The sequence below is a fragment of the Saccharophagus sp. K07 genome, assembly GCF_014336955.1.
In the GTDB taxonomy this organism is placed as follows: Bacteria; Pseudomonadota; Gammaproteobacteria; order Pseudomonadales; family Cellvibrionaceae; genus UBA5868.
Genome location: NZ_QRAI01000001.1, coordinates 584,716 through 610,096, shown reverse-complemented (window position 1 = coordinate 610,096; position 25,381 = coordinate 584,716). Strand labels below are relative to the sequence as shown.

General features: G+C 51.8%; 17 protein-coding genes. 6 read left to right on the top strand and 11 right to left on the bottom strand.

What is annotated here, in order from left to right; all coding sequences use genetic code 11:
• Positions 1-46 precede the first annotated feature (46 nt).
• The gene (gene aroA, locus DWB84_RS02520; protein ID WP_187408178.1) at positions 47-1,330 is read right to left on the bottom strand and encodes a 3-phosphoshikimate 1-carboxyvinyltransferase; all 1,284 of its coding nucleotides are present in this window, start codon (positions 1,328-1,330) and stop codon (positions 47-49) included.
• A 257-nt stretch (positions 1,331-1,587) separates the two neighbouring features.
• Here aroA and DWB84_RS02515 point away from each other — a divergent pair, with 257 nt between their 5' ends.
• A complete protein-coding gene (locus DWB84_RS02515; protein ID WP_187408177.1) occupies positions 1,588-2,025 on the top strand; it encodes a DUF2214 family protein in 438 nt (145 codons plus the stop codon).
• Positions 2,026-2,066: 41 nt separating this feature from the next.
• Here the strand turns inward: DWB84_RS02515 and DWB84_RS02510 are convergent, their stop codons facing one another.
• From DWB84_RS02510 to DWB84_RS02495, 4 genes are all read right to left on the bottom strand, one after another.
• The gene (locus tag DWB84_RS02510; protein WP_187408920.1) at positions 2,067-3,071 is read right to left on the bottom strand and encodes a cytochrome d ubiquinol oxidase subunit II; all 1,005 of its coding nucleotides are present in this window, start codon (positions 3,069-3,071) and stop codon (positions 2,067-2,069) included.
• 7 nt (positions 3,072-3,078) lie between these two features.
• Positions 3,079-4,446 (bottom strand): cytochrome ubiquinol oxidase subunit I, encoded by a 1,368-nt coding sequence (locus DWB84_RS02505; protein WP_187408176.1) that lies wholly within the window; start codon positions 4,444-4,446, stop codon positions 3,079-3,081.
• Positions 4,447-4,471: 25 nt separating this feature from the next.
• Entirely contained in the window at positions 4,472-5,011 is a 540-nt protein-coding gene (locus DWB84_RS02500) for a GbsR/MarR family transcriptional regulator (RefSeq protein WP_187408175.1), read from the bottom strand.
• Between the two features lie 164 nt (positions 5,012-5,175).
• Positions 5,176-6,303: a DUF6607 family protein gene (locus tag DWB84_RS02495; RefSeq protein ID WP_187408174.1), complete on the bottom strand. Its 1,128-nt coding sequence runs from the start codon at positions 6,301-6,303 to the stop codon at positions 5,176-5,178.
• Between the two features lie 162 nt (positions 6,304-6,465).
• Between DWB84_RS02495 and atzF the strand changes: the two genes are divergently transcribed.
• Both atzF and DWB84_RS02485 read left to right on the top strand, forming a co-directional pair.
• A complete protein-coding gene (gene atzF / locus DWB84_RS02490) occupies positions 6,466-8,295 on the top strand; it encodes an allophanate hydrolase (RefSeq protein WP_187408173.1) in 1,830 nt (609 codons plus the stop codon).
• On the top strand, positions 8,264-8,956 hold the full coding sequence (locus DWB84_RS02485) for a GntR family transcriptional regulator (protein WP_222867988.1): 693 nt from the start codon (positions 8,264-8,266) through the stop codon (positions 8,954-8,956). Before atzF ends, DWB84_RS02485 begins: the two co-directional genes overlap by 32 nt.
• A 66-nt stretch (positions 8,957-9,022) precedes the next feature.
• On the opposite strand, the gene DWB84_RS02480 is transcribed toward DWB84_RS02485, so the two are convergent.
• The 3 genes from DWB84_RS02480 to DWB84_RS02470 all read right to left on the bottom strand — a co-directional run bounded on the left by DWB84_RS02480 (position 9,023) and on the right by DWB84_RS02470 (position 15,073).
• Positions 9,023-9,505, bottom strand: a complete 483-nt coding sequence (locus DWB84_RS02480; protein ID WP_187408172.1) for a glutathione peroxidase — start codon at positions 9,503-9,505, stop codon at positions 9,023-9,025.
• 172 nt (positions 9,506-9,677) lie between these two features.
• Complete coding sequence (locus DWB84_RS02475; RefSeq protein WP_187408171.1) at positions 9,678-10,742, bottom strand: hypothetical protein; 1,065 nt, start codon at positions 10,740-10,742, stop codon at positions 9,678-9,680.
• Positions 10,743-10,858: 116 nt separating this feature from the next.
• On the bottom strand, positions 10,859-15,073 hold the full coding sequence (locus DWB84_RS02470) for a bifunctional nitrate reductase/sulfite reductase flavoprotein subunit alpha (RefSeq protein ID WP_187408170.1): 4,215 nt from the start codon (positions 15,071-15,073) through the stop codon (positions 10,859-10,861).
• A 523-nt stretch (positions 15,074-15,596) separates the two neighbouring features.
• Here DWB84_RS02470 and DWB84_RS02465 point away from each other — a divergent pair.
• On the top strand, positions 15,597-16,127 hold the full coding sequence (locus DWB84_RS02465; RefSeq protein ID WP_187408169.1) for an outer membrane beta-barrel protein: 531 nt from the start codon (positions 15,597-15,599) through the stop codon (positions 16,125-16,127).
• Positions 16,128-16,482: 355 nt separating this feature from the next.
• A complete protein-coding gene (locus DWB84_RS02460) occupies positions 16,483-18,504 on the top strand; it encodes a hypothetical protein (RefSeq protein ID WP_187408168.1) in 2,022 nt (673 codons plus the stop codon).
• Between the two features lie 65 nt (positions 18,505-18,569).
• On the opposite strand, the gene DWB84_RS02455 is transcribed toward DWB84_RS02460, so the two are convergent.
• Positions 18,570-19,148: a hypothetical protein gene (locus DWB84_RS02455; RefSeq protein WP_187408167.1), complete on the bottom strand. Its 579-nt coding sequence runs from the start codon at positions 19,146-19,148 to the stop codon at positions 18,570-18,572.
• A 184-nt stretch (positions 19,149-19,332) separates the two neighbouring features.
• Between DWB84_RS02455 and DWB84_RS02450 the strand changes: the two genes are divergently transcribed.
• Positions 19,333-21,237, top strand: coding sequence for a hybrid sensor histidine kinase/response regulator (locus DWB84_RS02450; protein ID WP_187408166.1), 1,905 nt, complete (start codon positions 19,333-19,335; stop codon positions 21,235-21,237).
• Between the two features lie 48 nt (positions 21,238-21,285).
• Here DWB84_RS02450 and DWB84_RS02445 read toward each other — a convergent pair whose 3' ends face one another.
• Complete coding sequence (locus DWB84_RS02445) at positions 21,286-21,972, bottom strand: response regulator transcription factor (RefSeq protein ID WP_187408165.1); 687 nt, start codon at positions 21,970-21,972, stop codon at positions 21,286-21,288.
• Positions 21,973-22,226: 254 nt separating this feature from the next.
• Positions 22,227-25,331: an efflux RND transporter permease subunit gene (locus DWB84_RS02440; protein ID WP_187408164.1), complete on the bottom strand. Its 3,105-nt coding sequence runs from the start codon at positions 25,329-25,331 to the stop codon at positions 22,227-22,229.
• Positions 25,332-25,381 lie beyond the last annotated feature (50 nt).

Here is a 25,381-nt window from a genome sequence, read left to right as displayed (position 1 = left end):
AAACCGCGCACACAGCGAAAATTAATCCGCTGTATGCGCAAAAGAATTACTTAGTGATTTTCTCAAACTCGTCGAAATAAGTCGGGAAGGTTTTTGAGGTGCACTTAGGGTCATTGATGGTGATGGGTGCGTCACCAAAGGCTGCCAGGGAAAAACACATGGCCATGCGATGGTCGTTATAGGTATCTATGGCAGCAGAGCGGATTTGCGCTGGGGGCGTCACGCGAATGTAATCCTCCCCTTCTTCAACTTCCGCACCGACTTTGCGCAGTTCGGTCGCCATAGCCGCCAGTCGGTCCGTTTCCTTGACGCGCCAGTTGTAGACATTGCGGATGCAAGTGGGACCTTCGGCAAACAGCGCTGTGGTAGCGATGGTCATAGCCGCATCCGGGATATGGTTGAGGTCCACGTCCACGCCGCGCAGCTTGCCTTTGCCCGTCACTTGAATCCAGTAATCACCGTATTCCACTTCGGCGCCCATCAAACGCAGAACTTCCGCGAATTTTGCGTCGCCTTGAACACTGGCTGACCCGGTACCGTGAACTTTCACAGGCCCGCCGCCAATCGCAGCGGCCGCAAGGAAGTAGGAAGCCGACGATGCGTCACCTTCAACCATAATGTCACCCGGCGCCTGGTAGGTCTGGCCACCGCGGACGAAGAATGTTTGATAGCTGCGGTTCTCAACCTCGACGCCAAAACGGCGCATAGTGTCGAGGGTGATATCAATATAGGGCTTGGAGACCAGATCGCCATCGACGCGGATCAGCAGATCCGACGACAACAGTGGAGCCACCATCAGCAACGCAGTCAGGTACTGACTGGACACATTGCCCTTGATACTGACCTCACCACCTTGCAGCAACTTGCCGCGAATCAGCAGCGGTGGATAGCCGTCGTTGAGGCTATAAGTGATATCCGCGCCCAGGCCGCGCATGGCGTCCACCAGATCGCCAATGGGGCGCTCGTACATACGCGGCTCACCGGTAATAGTGAATTCGCCTTCGCTCAGACAAAGTGCTGCAGTCAAAGGACGCACCGCAGTGCCGGCGTTGCCGAGAAACAACTCCAAAGGTTGCGCGACCCGAAAGACGCCGCCCAAACCTCGCACCACGCAGGTTTTGCGATCATCGCTCAAAGAATAATCCACCCCGAGCAGGCGCAACGCCGTCAGCATATGGCGTACATCGTCGCTGTCGAGCAGGTTGGTCACAGTGGTAGTGCCGTTGGCGAGGGCCGCCAGCAGCAGTATGCGGTTGGAGAGGCTCTTGGAGCCTGGCAAGGTCACTTCACCGCGCGCGATCTTGCGCGGCTGTAAAACGAGTTGTTCCATGGATCCGGTCTTTAAACGATTGAGGTAAAGGCGCACATTCTAGCCCGTTACCGCCAGGAATTCCCGTTAATTCTGCCCCCGCACTGGCGCCAAATTCAACAAAATGCAAATGTTTTCCCATTCGTCGGGCACATGGTTTAGGCTTAGCCCTCACTTTTTCGGGCATTTATCATCTGCGCGGCCTATCGGAGAACACCAGAACCAGCTCAAAATTTGCGCAAAGATAAACAACACTATCAAAAGAAACGGGGAATCCTATGACTGCAGAGATTATCGTACGCTACTTCCACTTTTTGGCGATCTTCGCTCTCTTCGCCCTGCTCACAGTTCAACACACACTGCTGAAAAACAAGGTGGACGCAAGCACCATGAAAAAAATTGCCGTGGTAGATGCAGCCTATGGTGTTACTGCCCTGCTCGTATTATTTGCAGGTCTGGGTTTATGGCTATGGGTCGGCAAGCCCGCGGGTTTTTACACTCACAACTGGGCATTCCATACCAAAGTCACTCTATTTATTTTGGTGGCTATCTTATCCATCGTCCCATCGATATTTATCTTCAAAAATCGTCGTACAACAGTGGATGTCACCATCCCTAAATCTCTTGTGATGCTGGTCCGGTTGGAACTGTTGATTTTATGCATTATCCCGTTATTGGCGGTATTAATGGCCAATGGTGTGGGATATATCCGCTAAGAAACAAAAAAGCGCACTAAGGTGCGCTTTTTTACTGAGCTTCAGTAATACGTAAGCTCTTTTGTTTTTCCCCAAAATACTCGATAGGAAAAAATGGTGTAGATAATAATCGCCGGCAAAACGATGAGCGCACCCACCAAAATAAACCAGAGTGATTTACTGGCGCTTGCCGCCTGCCAAATATCCATTTGCCCCGGTACTACATAGGGATAAAAGCTGTAGCCGAGAGCGAGGAAGGACAGAATAAAAATCACCACTGCACCAACGAAGGGAATCCAGCAACCAAAATCATTATCAAAAGGAAATTGCGCCAAATAGCGGTCGACGATTAGTACCGCAAAAAAGCACACCACTGGAATAACCAATAATCCCAGCGCCGCCAAACTACCGAACCATTTGGCAAATACATTGGCACTGGTCAGCGGGTTGACGACCGATACCGCCACAATACCCAACGCGGTCAGCCATAAACAAATGCGTGCCCAGCGCGCCGCGCGCAGCTGCAATTCACCATCGGCTTTCATCACCAGCCAGGCCGCGCCTATAAAGCTGTAGCCGGCAGTTACGCAAATTGCGCTCAAAATAGCGAAGGCGTAAGAGGCAAAAGTCGACTCAAAACCCACCACAAATAAACCGAGCATATACCCCTGAGCAAGGGTGGCCAGCAGAGACCCTCCTTTAAATACCCTATCCCACAGTTGTTTATTATGGGGCGGCACTTTTGCGCGAAAATCAAATGCCACACCGCGCAGAATCAAGCCCGCGAGCATCAGGGTAACAGGCAAATACAGGTGATAAAGAATCAGCCCGTGCGCGCGCGGAAATGCAATCAACAACAATCCGACACCGAGCACCAACCAGGTTTCATTGGCATCCCAAAAAGGCCCGATGGAGGCGATCATCAAATCCCGCTGCGGCTCGGAATTATTCGGCAACAAAATTCCTACCCCAAGATCGTAACCATCGAGAATGGCATAAAGCAGAAATGCCAACCCCATCAAACCAATAAAAATCACCGGCAACCAGTAAGCGTCTCCAGTCAACATCACGGGTTCACTCCTGCGTATTCTGAGTTAATGGGTTGTGGCGTTCCTGCAAACTCGGCAAATCCTCCGGCCGATCCACCAATACGGATTTGCGAGCCATAACAAATAAAGTGCTGATATAAGCAGTCAACAACGCAACGTAGAGCGTCAAATACACCGCTAAAGAAAAACCGACATTTTCCCGCGCCAGCGATGTAACAGCCTCACTGGTTTTTAGCACACCATAAACCAGATAGGGCTGACGACCGATTTCTGTTACGTACCATCCGGACAAAGTGGCTATCCAACCGGAAAAGGTCATCAACACCAACACTCGCAGTGCCCAAACCGGCAGCGATTTTTTCTTCCACATCATCCAACCAAATGTCCAGGCCACCAGCCACATCAACATACCCATGCCGAGCATCAGGCGGAAGCTGAAAAATACTGGCGCCACGGGCGGATGTTCGCCGGCAAATTCATTTAATCCCTTCACTTCGCCACGCCAATCGTGCGTAAGAATAAAACTGGCTGCACCGGGAATTTCCAATGCATAACGATTGATGCGATCAATTTCATTTGGCAAGGCAAATACGGTAAATGGCGCGCCCGCAGTGGTCTCCCAAACTGCTTCCATAGCGGCAATTTTTGCCGGTTGATGTTTCAAGGTGTTGAGTCCGTGCAAATCCCCCACTAAAACCTGCATAGGAAGAAGAACCGCCGCCGCCAACAAACCGACTTTTAACGCCAGCTGCGGCGCCGGCTTGTGATCGCCACGTAACAGACGATAGGCGGAAATTCCGGCGATTAAAAATGCGGCGGTAATACCAGATGCGAGCAGCATATGCGCCACACGATACGGCATGGAAGGATTAAAAATCACGGCCCACCAACTCAGCGGATAAGCCACACCATCACGCATTTCATAACCAGTGGGGGTTTGCATCCAGGAATTGAGCGCAAGAATCCAAAATGCCGACAAACTTGTGCCAATGGCGACTAATACCGTGGCAATAGTATGTACGCGAGGCGAAACGCGGTTGATACCAAATAGCATAATGCCGAGAAATGTCGCCTCCAGAAAAAACGCTGTCAGCACTTCATATCCCAGCAGCGGCCCGGCAATATTTCCCACGGTTTCCATATAACCCGGCCAATTGGTGCCGAACTGGAACGACATGGTAATTCCGCTAACGACACCCAGCGCAAAACTCAAAGCAAATATTTTTACCCAGAAGCGATAACACCGCATCCAGACCTCATCGCCGGTGCGGTTGTATTTGATGCGGAAAAATAACAGGAACCAGCAGAGCGCTATGGTGATGGTGGGAAATAAAATATGAAAACTGATATTGGCGGCAAATTGGATTCGGGACAGCAGGAAAGTATCAACCATCGTCTATTCCTCAGCGAGGCCCATCTCAGCTTTTCCCTAAAAGTTTGTCCTTGATATCCAAAACCTTTCCAAGATTGTTGCCAAGTTTTAATAATTTTTGCAAACGCGCCGCATCAAGTCGTTGAATTTCCATGGTCCATTTCGTCAGCATCTCAATAAGGTCGTGCATCTCCTGCATGCGTTGCTGCGCGTATTTTTCTTCTGGCCCGCTGGGTTTTGTCATTAATAAATTCCGCAACGCGCTCAGTGTAGGATCGATCTCGCGTTTGCGTCTTTGTTCCATGAGTGTTTTGGCAATATCCCAAATTTCGGCAGGAGCGGAATAATATTCTTTGCGGTCGCCAGGCACATGCTGAAGTTTTACCAACTCCCAGGACTGCAATTCCTTTAATCCCATGCTGACATTGGAGCGAGAGAAACCGAGAGATTCGGCAATTTGATCGGCGGTGAGAGGTTCGGGACTTAAAACCAGTAATGCATACATCTGCCCGACGGTACGATTGATGCCCCAGCGGCTGCCCATTTCACCAAAGTGCATCACGCAGGCTTGAATCATCGGCGTCATAAACTGAATTCCTGTATTTTCAGAAGTTACTGAAACTACAGGAATTCACTAGGCGCGTCAAGAAATGATGCGCTTGGGTTGGAGATAGGTGGTTGTAACAGGAGGGCGAATCGCGGATTGTTCCATAGTAGACATAGTCCGCGATCCAGTCAGGTAAACATAGCCTAATTACCGAGATAGCGGCCAATCGTTTTCTGAACAAATTCCCGCATTTGCTCAGGTGACTGATCAGCCAACTGTTCGGCATATTCGAATAAGGGCATAAATAATTGTTCACCTTCAATCTCATCCAAGAGCTGGAAAGATTTGTTCTTGCGACTGATGGATGCCCACTCTTCCCTCACGACGCGCCAGAATTCACTGGTTTTTTGCCAGTAGGCATCGCCAGCGGAAAAATCAAAACCGTTGATTTTTTGATAACGGTTCACCCCCAGTTCTTTTGCGAGATAAGGTTTATCCGCTGTGGGCACACCCTTCTCCGTCAGCTTGAGCTTGTAATTCTCTTCTTCCTGCACCCAACCGTCCGGCAGTATGGTGTGACGGTTGTAGCCTTCCAATACCTGATAATCGTTGCGCACTGTGTGCTCGCGGCGCGGCAGAGGTCGCCAAGTCAACTGGCTCTGCCAAGTGGAAAAATTCGGCTTGTGCTCCCAGCGACCGTAGGATTCATAGCGCGGGGAATCGTCCACCTGATACACCGCTTGCGCCCAGGTTCCGGCCACCTCTTTGCGCGGCAAAGTTTCACGTTTCCAGGTGTTATTGCCAGCGTAAACCAGCAGATCGCGTTTTTGATATTGCCAGTCCTGCCGCCAGTGTTTCATCACCATCGGCCCTACCACCTCATCTCCCTGCTGAAAAAACATCACCATAATGTGCTGCAGACTGATGAAATCTTTTTTGTCTTCCACCACATACACGTATTCGGTTCCCCAGGATTGATAAGGTTTATCCGGCTTGAAGCCCGGCACATAACCCACGGTTTCCAAAAAATCGAAGGTAGTTTTATAGGGGCCTGCCATAGCGAGAATCGCCTGACGGTCGCGTTCAAATGCAGAGAGTTTCGGATCCTGTAGTTTCAACCACCCTTCATGCGGCATTGGATCTAATGAGACGTCAGTGCCTGTCGAGGTGCCGCCGCGTGGAACAAAACCGCATTCTTTTATGGTGGGCCAGCTGAAGGTATAAAAACGCGCGCCGGGACAGTCGACTATTTTTTCTTCCGCATTGTTTTCGTAAGCCAATAGGTGACTGCTCGCAATTTGTAACAAAAGCAACAGGCAGATTTTTTTCATAACACTCATCCGAGGGTGGCCGAAGCAGTGGGATTTAAGGATCACGGAAAAACCTAGTCAAGGAATAGCAAAACCCGGTCAGGGGACAAAAGTTCCGTTGGCATCTTTCTTCTGCCAAATTCCGCTGTATACTGTCTTGTATACAAGTTTGGAGGACGCACCGTGACAACCCATACGATCGGCTGGACCATTGCTGAATGGCGAGAAGAAAACCGCAATCAACCAGAGGGGGTGCGCGAGCGCCTTCTGGCACTGCGCGCTGAGCTTGCAAAAGCCGCAGATCCCGCGTGGATCTACATTGCGACCGCGGAAGAAATTGACCAACAGCTCAAACAATTTGCCGGCGCCACTGACCTGCCCTTGTTCGGTGTCCCTTTTGCCGTGAAAGACAACATAGACGTGGCGGATATGCCGACCACCGCCGCTTGCCCGCCGTTTTCCTATGTACCCCACGCCGATGCCGCGAGCGTCGCAAAATTGCGCGCTGCGGGTGCTGTTGTGCTTGGCAAAACCAATCTCGACCAATTCGCCACTGGACTTGTCGGCACTCGCTCGCCCTACGGTGTCGTGCCCAACACATTTGACGGGCGGTATATCTCCGGCGGTTCCAGTTCCGGTTCTGCCAGTGTGGTCGCGCGCGGGCTGGTGCCTTTCAGTCTCGGAACCGATACAGCAGGTTCCGGTCGCGTTCCCGCCGGGTTTAATAACATCGTCGGGTTGAAACCCACCAAAGGCCGTATCAGTGCCAGAGGCGTGGTGCCCGCCTGCCGCAGCCTGGATTGCGTTTCGGTTTTTGCGTTGACACTGTCCGATGCAGACGCCGTGGCAAACCTTATGAGCGGTTTCGACCCCGAGGATATCTACTCCCGCCGGGCACCAGTTTCCGCGCGTTACTTCCCCAACAAACCGCGCTTGGGCATTCCTACCAACACCGAATGGTTTGGCGATACTGCAAGCTCAGCAGCTTGGCATAGCACTCTGAAAGATTTTGCTGCTATGGGCGTGGAACTGGTGCCGGTGGACTTCGCTCCCATGTTTGAACTGGCAAGCCTGCTCTACGGCGGCCCCTGGGTTGCAGAGCGTTATGCGGCAGTGGGTGATTTTCTGGAAAGCTCCGGCGAGCAGATGAATCCGGTGGTGCGAAAAATCATCGGCCAAGCCACCCAATTTTCCTCCGCCGATACATTTCATGCGGAATATAGGCGCGCCGAATTGACGCGTCTTATTCATGCGCGTATGGCCGCAGTTGACGCCCTGCTGGTTCCCACAGCACCGCGCCTACCCACCATCGATCAGGTGGAAGCCGACCCAATAGGCGTCAACAGTCAACTCGGGACCTACACCAATTTCGTCAATCTGGCCGATTGCAGCGCACTCGCCCTGCCGGCACAAATTCGCTCTGACGGTTTGCCATTTGGTATCACTTTGATCGCAGCCGCGTGGCAAGACGCCGCGCTGGTGGAATTCGGCCGCCGCTGGCTTAATACGCGCCAGTTGAAGCTCGGCGCCACTGCGCGCGCAACACCACTGACGCAATCCTGCCCGGAAGCACCGGCAGGCCACGTGCGCCTGGCGGTTGTGGGCGCGCATTTGAGTGGCATGCCACTGAATTATCAATTGACCGAGCGCCATGCGCGTCTGGTGGAAAGTACGTTTACCGCTGATCATTACCGACTTTATGCGCTCGCTGGCACCACTCCGCCCAAACCCGGTTTGGTACGCGCCAAAGACGGCAGTGAAATCGTGGTGGAACTTTGGGACATGCCCGTGGAAAATTTCGGCAGTTTTGTCGCACTGATTCCGCCTCCGCTGGGAATCGGCACTTTGACACTGCACGACAATCGCCAGGTAAAAGGTTTCATCTGCGAGAGCGCCGCATTGGAAGGCTCAGTGGATATCACCGAATTCGGAGGCTGGAAAGCGTACCTCCAGTCACTTCACAACAAAACAGGAGATTCACTTGACCAAGCCCACACAGGCAGCTTCGCGTGAAAAACTCACGGATCGGATTTACCAACAGATCAAACAAGATATTTTCGATTTTCGTTTATTGCCGGGAGATCGTTTTAGCGAAAACGAAGTAGCCGCACGGCTGGCGGTGAGCCGCACACCGGTGCGGGAAGCACTGACACAACTGCAGCGGGAAGGTTATGTCACCGTGTTGTTTCGCAGTGGCTGGCAGGTCAACCCGCTCGATTTTGAACAGTTTGATCAGCTGTACGATGTGCGTCTGGTACTGGAATTGGCCGCCGTAAAAAAACTGTGCGAGATGGAATCCGTGCCGGAATTAACCGCGCTGAAATCCTTTTGGCTGGCGAAACCGGATGAGCGTGCGCAGGACGAGCAGCGAGTTTGTCAGGCGGATGAAGAGTTTCACCAAATCATGGTGGCCGCGACAGGCAATCGAGAAATGGCCCGCATTCATCAGGATATAACCGAGCGCCTGCGCATTTTGCGCCGCATCGATTTCACCCAACCGCGCAGACTCGATATCACCTACGAGGAACACGCGCAAATTCTGCGCGCGCTTTTAGGAAAACGCGTTGATCGCGCCAGTACTTTATTAAAAGCACATATTGAAGCCAGCAAAGCCGAAGTGCGCAAAATTACGATCCATCGCCTTCATACAGCGCGCACTCGCTCGCGCGTTTAAATAAAACTTAAAATTACTATCTCAAAAATCCGTTATTTTTGAGATAGTTTTTCTGCACAAACGAATTTACGCCAATAAAGCTTCAATATCGGCTGCAATCTCTTCCGGCTTGGTTGCGGAACCATAACGATTAACCACTTTGCCCGCGCCATCCAGCAGAAATTTGGTGAAATTCCATTTAATTGCTTCCGTTCCCAAAATTCCGGGGGCGGCGCTTTTCAATGCGACGTATAACGGATGTGCATTGGCGCCATTGACATCGATTTTGGCAAACAGTGGAAAAGTCACACCGAAATTCAGATCGCAAAACTGGCGAATTTCCGCTTCGCTGCCCGGCTCCTGACCGCCAAATTGATTACAGGGAAATCCCAGTACTTGCAAACCGCGATCCTTATATGTCTGCCAGAGCTCTTCGAGACCCTTATATTGCGGCGTAAATCCGCATTTACTGGCAGTATTGACGATAAGGTAGGCTTTGGCTGGAAAATCCGCGAGAGTCGCGCTGCGGTTGTCGATAGTGGTGACGGGAATATGTAATAGATCGGTCATGATGTTCTCCAGGTAGAACGACACGGAAACCGTGGATTTTAAACCCGAATACATCTGTGTCTATTGAAATCGACTAAGCGAGGTGTTTAAAAAAAAGCCGGGGCCTAAGCCCCGGAAAGGTCCAAGTCAACCTACTACTAAAAGGTCCGTCAACCTATAAGCTCCTGAAATCTTAAAACTTGTACAAACCTATACCACGCAACTCGATTGCGCCCTCTTCCGTTTGATAGGTTTGCTGATAGGCGTGTTTGAGCGGTATCAGGTCGTAGATAAATTCAGTTGTGAGATAGGCTTTACAGTAATCTTCCACTACCGGTACAAAAGCTGTCGCCACTTGAACCGGATAACTCTCCATAAACTGGTTGCCGACGTTGAGATGAAAATGTTGTGGCGCGCAACCGGAATAACCCAGAGTCACGTACAAACGGTCGCCTTCAAACTGGAATTTTTGCACAGTGACGACCTTGTCTGTTGCAGGGAGTTTGTCGACCAGATTAACCGGCGGTTCACCAAAGGCGACCGCACCTTCTAATTTGCCGCACTCACCACTGCTGACAACAGCTGCAAAAGCAAGGCCGGCCTCGCAAGAATTGCCAAAGGTTTTGCAGGCATGTGTCGGGCACGGTTCGGTAATGCAGGCGATTTGAGCTTCATCCTTGGCGCAAACAGGATCGTATACCGCAGGGCACGGACCTTCGATATGGGTTACCGGAGTGCCTTCCAGTTTGCCGCATTCGCCCTCTTGAACAATGAGCGCGTTAGCCGCTCTTGCCATACAGGCATTGCCAAAGGTTTTGTGCTGGACAGCAGGACAAGGAATGGTGGTGCAAGGTTCAGTTCCGGCTTCGGCCGCGCATACCGGTTTATATTCCTTGGTACATGCAATGGGGTCATCCGGCTTTTCCGGATCATCCGGTTTTTCGTCGTAATACGGCTGCCCTTCCAAATCGCCGCATTCACCTTCCGAGAGAAACTTCGCTCCGGCAGCATCGGACTCACAAAGATTGCCAAAGGATTTATGCACGCCGATCGGACAAGGAGTCGTTATACAGCGAATTTCCTGCAACTCCACCGAACACACAGGCTTGTAGACGGAAGGACAGGCCACTACATCCTCATCCTGGCCTTTCAAAACCTCGTCACCCGCCAGCGATTGCTCGCCTTGTTCACCAGAACCACAACCGAGAAACGCCGCACACACCAGCGTCAGAGTAAAGAGACGTATAGCTTTTATCATTTTTTTGACCTCCATGCTGCCAATTTAAGATGTGTTCTTATCTTAAGACGCTAAGCATGAAGATCTTGTGAAGAAATGTAATGTGCAGCAAATAGGCAATAAAGATCAACAAACGATCAATAAATATCGCGCAAATAGCGTTTTGTCATATTTAACTTGCGCATATAGTCGACAGTGTCGACTTCATCAAATTTGCCGTATTCACGGATAATTTCCCTCAGGGCCTGATCCACATCCTTCGCCATACGACTGGCATCGCCGCAAACGCAGATATAAGCTCCCTCTTCCAGCCATTGCCAGATTTTTTCTCCTTGTTCCCGCATACGATCCTGCACATAAATCTTGCGCCCTTGATCGCGGGAAAAAGCCAGGCTGAGATCGAGAAATCCATCTTTTTGCCAGCGCAGAATTTCGTCCTGAAAATAAAAATCCGTTGCTGCGTGTTGCGCGCCGAAAAACAGCCAGTTTTTGCCGCGGTCACCGCGCGCCTGGCGCTCCTGCAAAAATCCGCGAAACGGTGCTATACCGGTTCCCGGACCAATCATGATCAAAGGCGCATCGCTATTTTCCGGCGGGCGAAAATGTTTATTGGTCTGCACAAAAATCGGCACAGCCTGATCGGCGCAGCGATCGGCCAGAAAGGTCGAACATACGCCTTTGCGATTGCGTTTTTTACCGTTGACATAGCGCGTATAACGCACTGCGCCTACCGCTAAATGAACCTGATCCGGCGTCACTTTGGGACTGGACGCAATGGAATAAAAACGCGGCTGTAAACGTTTAAGCAGAGACAAAATTTCCGTTAAGTCACAATTAGGCGGAAATTCCTGTAATAAATCGGCGATTTGCCGACCGTATAACCATTCCTGCAATTCCTGTTTGCGCTCGGGATGTAACAGGTCTTTCAGCTCTCGATTGGCGGATCGCTGGGCAATAAATTGCACTAATTCCGCACTTGGACGGCAAATTTCGTAGTGATTCTGCAGAGCCAGATGTAACGGCTTTTCTATGCTATCCACCAAGACCGGCGTTTCCGCATTGACGTTTAGCGCTTGCAGAAATTCAAACACATAGTCTTCACAGTTTTTTGGCCAAACCCCAAGAGCATCACCAGCTTCGTAGCGAATACCGGAATCGCGTAAATCAAAGCCAAACCAGCGCACTTCTTTGGCAGAACTTTCCGCATTGAGCAGTTGGTTAATAATCAATTTCGCCGGGAACGGGTTGGTTTTGGAAAATTCCGCGGATGTTTTTTTGGCTTGTGGGGCAGTAATTTCCACTTTTGTGGACGGCTTTTCTTCAACTGCAGACGGCAACAACTCCAGTACTTTTGCAAACCATTCCTGCGCAGGTTTTGCGTAATCTGCGTCGCAATCCACGCGTTCCAACAGCGGTTTCGCTCCAAGGGCTTGCAGACGCGCATAGAGTTTTTTGCCGTACCCACAAAATTGGTCGTAATTGGAATCACCTAATGCCAGAAGCGCAAATTCCAGTTGCGCCAGTGATAAATCATCGCTTTGCAACTGCGCCCAAAAATCGCCCCCATTGTCCGGGGCATCTCCATCACCAAAAGTACTGGTGACAAACAGCGCTCGTTTTTCTTCCTTTAAACGCGCCACATCGAATTCATTCATGGGTTGCACATTCACTTGCCAGCCGCGCTCATGCAGAGTTTTGGCAAAATTTTCTGCGAGACCTTCCGCATTGCCCGTTTGTGATGCCCACAATAAAAGAATGGATGGCCCTTTTTCGGAAAGCCCGGTGTTGGCAATCACCGAATTCGGTAATACCCGGCTGAACATACCTGCCAATAATCCGTTAATCCAAAGGCGATGCTGCTCTGTTACAGGCGCATCCTGCGGCAGAGCCGGAACGGCTTGTATTGTGTCGGCGGTAATTTTTAATCCCGCTAAAAACCCTTCCAGATAAGTATTTTCTGCAGCGCTAAATGACGGCGCCGTTTTTGCTGTGATACCCAGAATTTCACCGAGCTGTTGGATCAACAGGTGGCTGGTCTCGGCGGAAACCGGCGCAAAAACCGCGGTGTTTTTTCCAACAGCCGTGGCCACCACTGTTCCATTAAATGCTGATTCCTGTTCCACCAGACGATCGTCGCGATCGCTTGCGACAATTTCCACCTTCTCCAAGGCAACAGCGCAGACCTTTAATTCCGGCTGTTGTGAAATGGGATCAATCCGATCACTGGTGACAGCGTTGATCGCGAGCTGTTCGCCGTAAAGATCGTTCCAGTGAAACGGCGCAAAACAGCTGCCCACCAAGACTCTATCGGTTACCACTGCGGGCAAAATCGCCTGCCCACGGCGCGAGCGGACCAGGACTTTATCGCGATGACGAATACCCAATTGTTCAGCGTCGTGGGGATGAATTTCGATAAAAGGCCCGGGATTGAGCTTATTTAACGCGGCGATTTTTCCGGTTTTGGTCAGGGTGTGCCATTGATGCTGCAAACGTCCGGTGTTCAAGGTAAACGGAAATTGTTCGTCCGGCATTTCCTCCGGGTCCACATGGGGCCGCGGAAAAAACACAGCTTTGCCGGATTCCGTAGCAAAAACCAATTCCGGACGAGTGCCATCGGCTGCAATTTTTACCGGCTGATTTACGCCGTTATTGAGGTAGCGAATCGAATTGCGATCACTTTGTTGTTCCGACGCGCACGGCCATTGCACGGGAGTTTCACGCAAGCGTTTGTAACTAATTCCGCGCAGGTCATAACCGGTTTTAGGGTTGTAGGTGCGGCGGATTTCTTCGAACACGTCTTCTGCGGATGCATAGGAAAATCCCTCTTCATAACCCATGGCTTGCGCAACGCGCGCGACAATTTCCCAGTCCGCCATAGCCTCACCCGGTGGCGGAACCGCGGCTTGCGTCAAGGTGAGATTGCGTTCGGAATTGATCATTACGCCTTCGGCTTCTGCCCACAGTGCAGCGGGCAAAAGAATATCGGCGTAGCGATTGGTTTCCGTATCCAAAAATGCGTCTTGCGCTATAACTAATTCGGCATTGCGCAAGCCGTCGATTACAATTTTGCGGTTTGGCACCGTCGCCACCGGATTAGTACAAATAATCCAGCAGGCTTTGATTTGACCATCGGCCATACGCTGAAATAAATCCACCGTGCCTTTGCCCAAACGCGTGCTGATACGACCGCGCGGCACGCCCCAAAAATCTTCGATAAAGTGGCGATCGTCTTCCACCAATAAAGAACGCTGGCCCGGCAATCCAGGGCCCATATAGCCCATTTCCCGCCCGCCCATGGCATTGGGCTGCCCAGTCAAAGAAAAAGGACCGCTGCCGGGGCGACAAATTTGCCCGGTAGCCAAATGCATATTGCAGATCGCGTTGGTATTCCAGGTACCGTGCGAACTCTGGTTAAGCCCCATGGTCCAGCAGGTCATAAAATTGGGCGCGTCGCCCAGCCATTCCGCTGCACGCATAATATCTGCCGCAGGAATTCCGGTAATTTCGCTGACTTTATCCGGTGTATATGCGGCGAGAAATTCCGGCATTACCTCCCAACCTTGGGTGTAGCGTGCGATAAACTCCGGATCGGTTTTGCCATTTTTATGCAAAAGATAGAGAAGACCGTTGAGCAGAGCCAAATCCGTACCGGGTTTGATTTGCAAAAACAGATCGGCTTTGTCGGCAGTAAGTGTGCGGCGCGGGTCGACCACAATTAATTTAGCCCCGGCTTTTACGCGATCCATCATGCGCAAAAATAAAATGGGATGGCAGTCCGCCATATTGGAGCCAATAACAAAAAATAAATCCGCTTGCTCAAAATCCTGATATGAGCCGGGCGGTGCATCCGAGCCGAGAGACAATTTATATCCTGCCCCGGCACTCGCCATACACAGGCGGGAATTGGATTCGATATTGTTGGTGCCGATAAATCCTTTGGCGAGTTTATTCACCAGATATTGCGATTCAATGGACATTTGCCCGGATACATAAAACGCCACCGAATCCGGACCGTGAGTATCAATTAATGTGCGCAAGCGCTGAGCAGTCGCGGCAATGGCGCGATCCATTGAGGTTTTCACCGGCTCATGGCCGCGTTCACTGCGCACAAAAGCGGATTCCATGCGGCCGGGATGCGTCAGTGCCAAAGCACTGGTCGAACCTTTTGTGCACAGACGGCCGAAATTACTCGGGTGATTTTTGTCCCCTATAACACGGCTGATTTTTTTGCCGTCGGTTTCCAGCAACAGACCGCAGCCAACGCCACAATAAGGACAGACGCTGGCAACAGTCGTGAGTGAATCAGGCACAGTCGGCTGTGAAGCGGGCGCACTGGTCGGTGAGTCAGACATAGCGGTAAATCGCGTTTTTCAGGAAGTCGAGGGGAAGAGCAAGCGATGTGCCACCCATCGAACCCAAAATGCGATTTTCTTTCTAACTTATTGTTTCTAAAAGGCCAAAAAAAACGTTGGCGGCCATTCTGTCTGCGCTCGTTGAGCGGCCGACACGCCCAAATAACGCCGTTTTGGTGCACTAGCGCCTCATAACAAATCACATTAGGACGCGTATAGAAAATTATTCGCCCACACTTCAACCAATCAAGTTACATAAATGCACTATATTGAAGCGCAATTTATGGCTACGCTTCTAAGGGTCGGCCAACGAACATTCGGCGACCAATCTGTTTGTTACAACTCGCAAATCCAAAGGCGGCCCCCTGGATCAGCATCAACCTGTTAAACAACAATCCGGGCTGCTAGGCTTTGCAATATCGTCACCCGGGCAGAGGATTCGCGAACGGTCAGAATCTGTGCAAGCTGTTAAACGTCACGGGCCGATCATTAAAAATTCATCATCGACGTTAGGAGTAACTCTATGTCTAGCTCTCTCAAAACCTTCGGCAAAGCCATGGCGCTCGCGCTCTCTCTCGGAGCCCTGCATGCCCACGCCGAAAGTGGACTCTACTTGGGTGGTTCTTTTGGCAATGCCAAAGTTGGCTACAACCCGAGCAGCAATATCGATGTAAAAGACGATGATGTTGGTTACAAATTATTCGGCGGTATCAAGTTCACCCTGCTGGCTGCCGAAGTGGGCTATGTCGATTTCGGCAAAGTCGAAGACAGCGGTTTTAGCGGTGAAATCAGCGGCTTTAACGCGTTTGGCATTCTGTCGATGGGACTCGGTCCTATTGATGTATTTGGCAAACTCGGCGGGTTTGTGTGGGAATCGGATTTCGAAACTGCACAACAGCGCTATAAAGATGACGGTTTTGATCCGGCGGTTGGTGTGGGTGCCAGCATAACTCTCGGCAATTTGAGCGTGCGCGCCGAGTACGAATACTACGACATCGACAATTTCGATAACGTTTCCATGTTCTCTATAGGCGCCGCTTACTGGTTGTTCTAATTCATTTGCAGCCTCCACACTCCGCTGTGGAGGCTTATAGCAATAACGAACAAAACCTCTTCTCCATTCTTTGCTCTTCAATTTGCAGTTGCGCACCAGTTCTCGTATTTGCACAGCGCTATCGCACGAAGCCTTAAAGTCGATTTGAACCGAACGGCAATTTCGCGAGATACATCACATTCCCAGCACATTCGGCATAACGATAAGCCGGTAAAATGGTTGCGGCTTCCGGGTCGGTCCTAAGGCAGCCTGATCACATGGCGAGTGAGGTTGCTCAAAAGCATTTGCGTTCACCAACCAGCTCAGACCGAACATTAAATTGACCGAATAACAATAACTGAGGCTATGACAATTCATGCGTAAGTTAATCCCGCTGATCCTGGCGTCCTGTGCTCTTGCGGCATGTGGAGGCAATGGTGGATCATCCAGCAGTTCATCCAGCTCCAGCAGCTCAAGTTCTTCCAGCTCTTCTTCGAGCAGCTCTTCCAGCAGCACCTCATCCAGCAGCTCTTCATCGAGTTCTTCCAGTTCGAGCTCATCGGCGGGCAGCGGCTGCAATGCTGGACAGGTTATCTGCGCAGATTTTGAAGGCAGCACCAATCTGCCCACTGGCTGGACGGCTTCCAATGCCAGCAACGTGCGCGTCACCAACGAAAAAGCCTTCAGCGGTACCAATTCGGTCAAAATCACTTCTCCAGGCGGCGGCTTCCAACCCAACAACCTGATCCATAGCCTCAAGAGTTATTCCGAACTGCGCGAATCCATGTATGGCCGCATGATGATCAACCTCAGCAGCCAGAACAGCCTGGGCGGCGACTTTACCTTTATCGAAGCTGATGGCCCGGCGCGTTCGCAATCTGGCGCACCCAACGGCACTTCGGTGAAGTATCGCGGCCGCGTCGACGGGCGCAATGACCATTTCATGGGCAACTATGACACTTGGCTCGACAACAACAATGACGGCAACACTGACTGGCTGACCGACTGCTGGAAGCATCCTTCCAATATCAGTCCGGCACCACAAGCTTATATATTGCCGAAAGACCAGTGGGCGTGCGTCCAGTGGCATTTCGACGCCAGCAAAAACACCTTGCAGTTCTGGTTGAATGAAACCGAACTCAGCCAGATTCAAGTCGTGGGCATGGGTGACGGTTGTGTATCCAGCAGCCAGAACAACGTCTGGTGGGGGCCGCAAGCGTTCGAAAACATTCGCCTGGGTATTGAGCAATATCACGGCAGCTCACGTCCTCGCACCATGTATATCGACGACATTGCTATCGACGATCGTTTTGTCGCCTGTCCGGATAGCAGCTCCTCTTCATCAGGTTCGAGCTCTTCTTCATCCAGCTCCAGCAGCTCATCTGGTAATACCAGCAGCGGCCTGTTCGGCACAGGTCCACTGGCCAACGGGTTGTGCGCAGCCAACACCGGATTGGGCTCCGGCTCCGCATCTTACGGTTTGAGCTACGCCGTATTGGCTGACGGCTCCGCTGTGAGCATCAAAGGTGGCGTTGCCAAAACCGTAACCTTCAGCGATGGCTCGCCGTTGACGGACGCAATTGCGATCACCAACGGCAGCTACTCCAACAACTTCTGCTTGGCCCGCGCCAATGGTGCTATGCACTGTGGTTCCGGTGAAAGCGTGAGCACTACTCCGTCTTACACGCCAGCGAGCTCATCCAAAGCCATCATTTCTTTGAGCACAAAGAACATCGGTGGTGGTGTTTGTGCGCTCTTGGCAGACAACACCGTGGCTTGCGGCAGCAGCTCTGGCCTCAGCCCTCAAGCCACCGGAACCAGCCTGCCAATTATCCAGATGAGCTGCTTCCGCGATGACGGCTGCTGCGGCGTGACCAGCAGTGGCACTATTCAGTGCTGGGGCGAAAACAATACGCCGACGCAAGGACCTAGCGCCAAAGCTATATTCGTTACAGGCGCGGACTCGAACCAGTGTGCGGTCTATGATGACGGTAAGTCTTACTGCTGGGGCGCAGCGTGGGAAGGCCAGACTGGTGGTGCACCGGAGCAAAACAACCCGATCGTTCCTGTGCCGCTGACAGATCCCGTCGTAGGCGCAGCGGGTGGTCAGTTCCACAACTGCTGGGTTCATACCAATGGCAGCGTATCCTGCTCTGGTAATGGCGGCGGCACCTCCAACGGTGCGGGCGGCGGCTCCAGTACTCCGACCAAGATCCGCGATACCTCCGGTACTCAGTTGAGCAACATCATCGCCGTCAACGGCGGCCGCGGTGCAGCGTGTGGTGTAGCTAAAACTGGCGAGCTCTACTGCTGGGGTGATGCCGGTGGTCAGGCGGAGAAAGCCGTGAAGATCAACCTGAATGGCAAAACAGTCCGCATGCCAGCAGACTGTAAATAGTCCGCCCTTCTGCTCCATAAAAAAACCCGCGAAATTCGCGGGTTTTTTTATTTCAGTGTCTGCAATCAGCTGACTTTGTAAAACGCATTCATTTTGTCTTCCACCGTTCGCGAAATATCCATCTTCATTAGGTCGGAAATATTGTCGAGCTTAGCGACTCGCAGTCGGTGCAAATGCATCGCGGGGATCTTGCCATTCAATGACCGCAGATCTTTATTGATCATCACCGGCAGAAACGGTTCTTTCGGCAGAAACTTCTTACGGACTTTCTCCAACCCCTCTTGCAGAGGAATCGAACGCGGTTTGCCGGTTTTGCTGCAGCGGTACACCAGGCGCAAGCCTTTTTCCATACAGCCGCGATCCGTCACCTCGGTCGGCAGAATATAAAGTCCGGTCGGCTCTACGGCATCGGACTCGATATTGTTGAAGGTGTCATGCGCGGCAAATTGATTGGGCAGAGCAACCAGCTTGCGACCGTCATGACCGAAATGCACGATTTCATAGTTGGAATAGAGCTGGCTGACAGTCCCGGAAAACAGGCACAGAGCGGCCTCAAATCGCTTCAAAAAACCGAAGGTCGCTTCCGGGAAAGTGTTGCCGCCAAGGGTCCAAACGAGATCTTGGTTGATATTGCTACCGAGCATAGTGGGCGTCCTACATCGTATCTTGACACTTACAATATAGTGACACAGTTCACAAAATCCAGGGATTAGGCCATCCAGGTAAGTACACGCAGCCGCCTGAGAACATCTCGCCCATCTCTGCCCAATAAAGCCGTCAATTACCCGCCATCTATACTCCTTATTACTAAAGCACGAGAGACAACTTATGGCGGCACAACAAGGCGTGATTTATTGGTTGAAGAGCGGCATTACCCGCTGGTGGCTAACCGCTTTTGTCTGTGCCTGGTTGCTCGCCCTTATAGTTCTGCTGTGTACGTTGTTGATTCAGAACAATGTTGCACAAGGGCGGGAAAATCGCCTCAAGTTGACTTACTACGCCAATGCCGTGACATCACATCTGACGCAACAGGGGGCGAACGATGTGGGGGCGGAATTCCTGCGTTTGCTCAATGTGCCCGGGCTACGGCTCACCTGTATTTACATCGACCAGTCATTGCATATTGCCAGCGGATTAAAAGGCGAAGCCCCTTGTCCTCAGCATCCCAACGAGCAATGGGGAAGTCATGCAGAACTGACTGTGATACTGCCGTTCACCACCCGCGAGGGTCAGGCTGGCCAGATGATTTTGCGCGCCGATGATCAGCGCCCTCCCTTGCTGCCACTTCTCACCACTCTGATCGTTTTGATCCTTTCCTTTATTGCCAGCGCCATACTGCTCAGCCGCAATTATTTGCGCCGCCAGCAGGAATTTCTCCAGGCACAGCCGCTGCGCGAATTGAAAGAGCTCTGTAACACGCTTTATCAAACGCAGAATTACCGCTTGCGTGCCAAGGAATACGGCAAATCCCCCTACGGCATCATCGCGCGCATGATCAATCAGATGCTGGAGGAATTGCAGACCAACGAAAATGAGCTGCAGGAATACGCGGTGCAAATTCAGGAAAAAAATGACCAGCTCGCTTCACAAAAACGCCTGCATCAAGATCTCAATCAAAATCTGCAAAAAATGTTTGCCGGCGCCAGTCACGATTTGCGTCAGCCCTTGCAAGCCATGATGATTTTTGTCGGTGCTATCAAAGAACACGCCACCGCAAAACAAGAACCGTTGATTCAAAAACTGGAACAAGTGGTGGACAACCTCAACCACTTGTTTACCGATCTCCTCGACATTTCCAAGCTCGAATCGCGCATGACACGCGTGCCTAAACAAAATGTAGAACTGCGGCCACTGTTGACCAAAATCTACGACGAGTTTGAAGCACTCGCGGGTGAAAAGCGCATCGAATTGCGCCTGTACAACCGCGATCTAACCGTATTTTCCAATCCCAATATGCTGGAGCGGATTATTCGCAATATGATCAGCAACGCCATTCGCTACACGCGCACTGGCGGTGTTTTGATTGGCTCGCGCAAACGCAACAATGCGGTTTGGATCGAGGTTTGGGATACCGGGCGAGGTATTCCGCAGGAAAAAATCGGCGAGATTTTTAATGAATTCGTGCAGATCAAAGACGAAGAAAATGACAACAACAAAGGCGTTGGCCTAGGGCTTTTTATTGTTAAACGCTTAGCCCAATTGCTGGACCATTCGATCATAGTCACCAGCAAATTGCGCCGCGGCACAATGTTCCGAATCGTCGCGCCGAGCCATGCAACTAGCGTCACTCAAACTGAATCCCCCGCACTGCCGCCGGCGCCAGTTATCTCTACACCACAACTAATTCAAAACAAACTCGCCCTGAAAATTCTGCTGTTGGACGACGACGATGACGTCAGACAGGCGCTGACGCAGCTGCTGCAAGGTTGGGGCTGCCAAGTGAGCGACTGGGCGCGGTTGGACGATTTGCAAACGGCGCTGGCTAATGAGTCGGCTTATGACCTGATGATTTCTGACTTCCAGCTGGATACGGATATGGACGGATTGCAGGCCATCGCCCAGGTGCGTCAGCAACTCGCGCGACCGCTCCCCGCCTTGGTGATCACTGCCACGCAAGACCCAGAGTTGCTAACGCGCATTGATAACAGCGGCATCCCATCCCTGCGCAAGCCGGTGCGACCCGCAAAATTGCGCGCCCTGTTACAAGCTCTAACAACCCCGCAGGAAAATTAAAGAGAGGAAATAAAACCTCGGCTTAGGAGCTAGCCCAGTAAGCCGGAGCTAGTCGAGCAACCCCTGGTCTTTGGCGAGGAACACCGCCTGGGTCCGACTGCTGGCCGCCAGCTCGCGCAGAATCGCTGCCACATGAACCTTCACAGTACTGGGTGACATATGCAGTTGGCGGGCAATTTCTTTGTTCGATAAGCCGTTTTTCATTTGCTGCAGCACATCCATCTGCCGCTGGGTCAGCTGAGCCTTGCCACCTGCACCGCTTGCGACAGGACTGTAGGTCGCATTCGATGAGCTCTCCATGGCTTCCAAGGGGATGTAGATACCGCCGTTGAGAACCAGCTGGATAGCGGAAAGCATAACGTCTGGGGTGGAGGTTTTCGGGATAAATCCGCTCGCCTGCTCTTTGAGCGCCAGCTGGATCAGATTGGAGTCGATATGGGCCGACAGCAGAATCACCGGCAATGCGGGCCGGCTGCTTTTGAGTGCCCGCAATACCTGAATACCGTTGGAGTCCGGCAGGGTGTAGTCCAGCAACACCAGGTCGATGTCCGGGTTTTCCTGAGAGACTTGCTGAGCTTCCGCCGCTGTTCCTACCTCCAGGACCACTGCTTCCCCCGGCATCTTCTGCAATAGAACCGCCAACCCAGCTCTGAACAACGCGTGGTCATCTACCAGCAGAAACGTGAATGTTTCACCCGTAGAGGTCGATCCACCTACCGAAAAAGTGTCACCCATAGAAATGTCATACGTCAAAGTCACAGGCACACGGCATAGTCTCTACCGTGTGGTACCGGTTTCAATTCCAGCCTATTAACTATGGCTCAGGAGTCCGAATAAGCAACCCGCGCAGCGGATTTTTACCGGGGTCTTCTGTACAAAATCTAGTCCAAAATCAACAGATAAAGAAAAATCACAGCCCAGCGGGACTTCCCAGAGGATGGATGGTTTCGAGGGAGGAATTGCCCGGCATCTCTGCCGGGCTTAAAGAATTAGCGGGTAGCCTGAGCCAAGGCGAGCTTTTGGCGCTCCGCAGCCTTGCGGTGATCGGTACCGATCAGCATGTAGATCGAAGGAATCACAAACAAAGTGAAAAACGCGCCTATCGCCATACCACCAACCAAAACCAGGCCTATGGAATTACGCGCTTCCGCACCCGCACCAGTGACCAATACCAACGGGAAGTGACCAGCTACAGTTGCAATGGTGGTCATCAAGATCGGTCGCAATCGCGTTATAGCCGCTTCGCGCACCGCATCCAATTTCGCTAATCCCTGCTCCTGCAATTTATTCGCAAACTCCACCACCAGAATGCCGTTTTTCGCGATCAATCCCACTAGGGTAACCAAGCCGACCTGCGAATAGATATTTAGCGTAGTGGTCCAACCATCCGTCCAATACTGCATTTGCGGATTAGGCATTTTTAAAAAGGTGAATACGAGCGCGCCGAACATGGCAAGTGGCACAGACCCCAACAAAATCACCAAGGGATCGCGGAAGCTGTTGAACTGCGCAGCCAACACCAAAAAGATCGCCACAATTGCCAAAGAAAATGCCGGTAAAAATTTATTGCCTTCTCTACGCAACTGGCGCGACTCGCCGGTGTAATCAATCATGTAACCCTGCGGCAGAATCTGCGCCGCCTCCTCTTCCAAAAAGCGCAGCGCGTCGTCCAAAGGCTGAATCGCCACACCACTCAGCTTCACCGCGTTCAACTGCTGGAAGCGATTGAGTGAGCGCGGCACTGTGCGGTGCTCAATATCAGCAAATGTGCTGACGGCAACCAATTTACCATCCGGCCCTGTGACATAAATATCTTCCAACTGGTCGGGATTAAGCCGCTCCGCCCTTTTGATCTGCGGAATAACGCGATAACTGCGCCCGCCAATATTGAACCGGTTAACGTATCCGCCGCCGAGCATCACCCCCAAATCAGCGCCCACCTGCTGCATATCCAACCCGAGAGATGCGACTTTATCGCGGTCGATAATGACCTGCGCCTCAGGCAAATCCACCTTGGTGTCGATATTCGGCGGGAATGCGAACATGCCGCTTTGCATCGCCTTCATTTGTAATTGTTCGGCGTATTTGAGAATTTCCTGCGGCTCTTCCGTTGACGCTATAACAAATTCCACCGGGAAATCACCACCACCAGGCAGAGAAGGCGGCAGAATCGGGAATATGTTCACACCGGGAATCGAAGCCAAATTCGCTGTAACTTCCGGCATTACATCAAATGCTGTGCGCTCCCGTTGATCCCAAGGTTCGAGCACCAACCCGGCAAAGCCGCTGTTGGGGAAGGTCAGCTGAAAGGTAAATTCGGCTTCCGGAACGCTCATCAATATGCGGTTGGCTTCTGCGGCATAAATACTCGCCTGCTCCATTGACGCATTGGACGATCCCTCCACTATGCCGAAAACTACCCCCTGGTCTTCGATGGGCGCCAATTCCTTCGGTGACAAAATAAACATAGGAATCGTCAGCAGCGAAATCACCGCCCATACGACGTAAACCGCAATACGGTTGCGCAGAGTGGCATCCAGCCAACGGGTGTATCCGTGTTTGATGCGTTCAAAAGCGCGCGCAACTATGGCAGCAAAACCACGGGATTCAATATCTTTGGTCAGCATTTTGGCGGACATCATGGGCGACAAGGTCAAAGCCACAATTCCAGAAATCGTCACCGCACCAGCCAAGGTAAAGGCAAATTCGCGGAATAGCGATCCTGTGAGTCCACCTTGCAAACCGATCGGCAGGTAAACCGCCACCAGCGTGGCTGTCATGGCAATAACCGGCCCTACCAGCTCGCGCGCACCCAACATGGCCGCCTCGGTTGGAGACTTGCCTTCGCTGATATGACGCTCCACGTTCTCAACCACCACGATAGCGTCATCCACCACCAAACCAACGCACAACACAATGGCGAGCAAGGTCAGCAGGTTAAGGCTGAATCCGAACAACTGCATCAGAAATACCGCGCCGATCAATGACAGCGGAATGGCAATGACCGGAATAATGACCGACCGAATGGAACCGAGGAAAAGGAAAATCACACCGACCACAATCAGCAGTGTTTCGGTCATGGTTTTTAAAACTTCGTGGATGGAGCTTTCGATATATTCAGTCGCGTCATAGGCGACAAGCGCTTCCAATCCGAGCGGCAGAGTCGATTGCATGGCTTCCATTTCTTTGCGGACCAAGCGCATCACATCAAGTGAATTGGCGTTCGGCAGCGGCCAGATTCCCATAAAAACCGCCGTTTTTCCCGAATAACGCACCTCGCTATCGTAGGACTCCGAGCCGAGCACAATATCAGCGACATCCTGCAAGCGAATCAACGCACCATTTTCCGAGCGCAGTGCCAAATTCTTAAATTCCGCAACAGAAGTCAGATCAGTATTGGAAGAAAGATTGACCTGGATGTAATTACCGTTGGTTTTACCCAGCGCCGCCAAATAATTATTGGACGCCAGCGCTTGGCGAATTTGCACAGGCGTTACATTGAGAGCCGCCATACGATCCGGCTTCAACCAAATTCGCATCGCAAAAGTTCGCCCGCCCAACACCTCGGCGCGCTGCACACCTTCTACGGCGGAAAGGCGCGGTTGCACCACACGCGAGAGAAAATCGGTGATCTGGTTATCTTCCAAAATCTCAGAGCTGAAACTTAAGTATGCCGATGCAAAAGCGCTGTCTGCACTTTCCACATTAATAATTGGCACTTCCGCTTCAGGAGGCAGATCACCGCGCACTTGATTGACTTTGGAGGTCACCTCCGACAGCGCTTTGATAGGGTCGTAGTTGAGTTCCAGGCGCACTTGAATGTTGGACAGACCTTGAGAACTTTGCGACTGGATGTAATCAATACCATCCGCCCCAGCAATAGCGCGTTCCAATGGAGTAGTAATAAAACCGCGCACCAGCTCCGCACTCGCACCTATATAGGCGGTGGTTACGGTGATCATCGCATTATCGCTGCGTGGGTACTGGCGAATAGTGAGAGAAGAAATCGCCTGCAGCCCGGCAATCACAATGATCAGGTTGACGACTATGGCCAACACCGGGCGGCGTACGAAGATATCGGTAAAGGATTTCATAAAATGTCTACCGGAAATTTAAGCTGCAATCCTGCATCATGGCGCCGCAG